At 26.9% G+C, this 499-nt stretch carries 1 protein-coding gene; it reads left to right on the top strand.

The annotated features are described in order from the left end of the window. Nucleotides 1-53: 53 nt before the first annotated feature. A partial coding sequence (locus LQ611_RS13950) for a protein rep (RefSeq protein ID WP_239709678.1) occupies nucleotides 54-499 on the top strand: 446 nt, incomplete at its 3' end.

The raw sequence follows: 499 nt of genomic DNA on the forward strand, positions 1-499 counted from the left end.
CTTTTTTTATTGTCATAGTTTGTGAAAACTAAGTTGTTTTTATGTGTTATAACATGGAAAAGTATACTGAGAAAAAACAAAGAAATCAAGTATTTCAGAAATTTATTAAACGTCATATTGGAGAGAATCAAATGGACTTAGTTCAAGATTGCAATACATTTCTGTCTTTTGTAGCTGATAAAACTTTAGAAAAACAGAAATTATATAAAGCTAATTCTTGTAAAAATCGATTTTGTCCTGTCTGTGCTTGGAGAAAAGCTAGAAAAGATGCGTTGGGTTTATCTTTGATGATGCAATATATTAAGCAGCAAGAGAAAAAGGAATTTATTTTTTTAACGCTTACGACGCCTAATGTACAAAATGAACAGTTGGAAGATGAGATAAAACATTATAATAAGTCTTTTAAAAAAATGGTTGAACGTAAAAAAGTTAAATCAATTATTAAGGGTTATGTTCGTAAGTTAGAGATTACATATAATAAAAAAAGAGATGATTATAA

This window comes from Mammaliicoccus sp. L-M44 (genome assembly GCF_022386355.1).
Lineage (GTDB): Bacteria > Bacillota > Bacilli > Staphylococcales > Staphylococcaceae > Mammaliicoccus > Mammaliicoccus sciuri_A.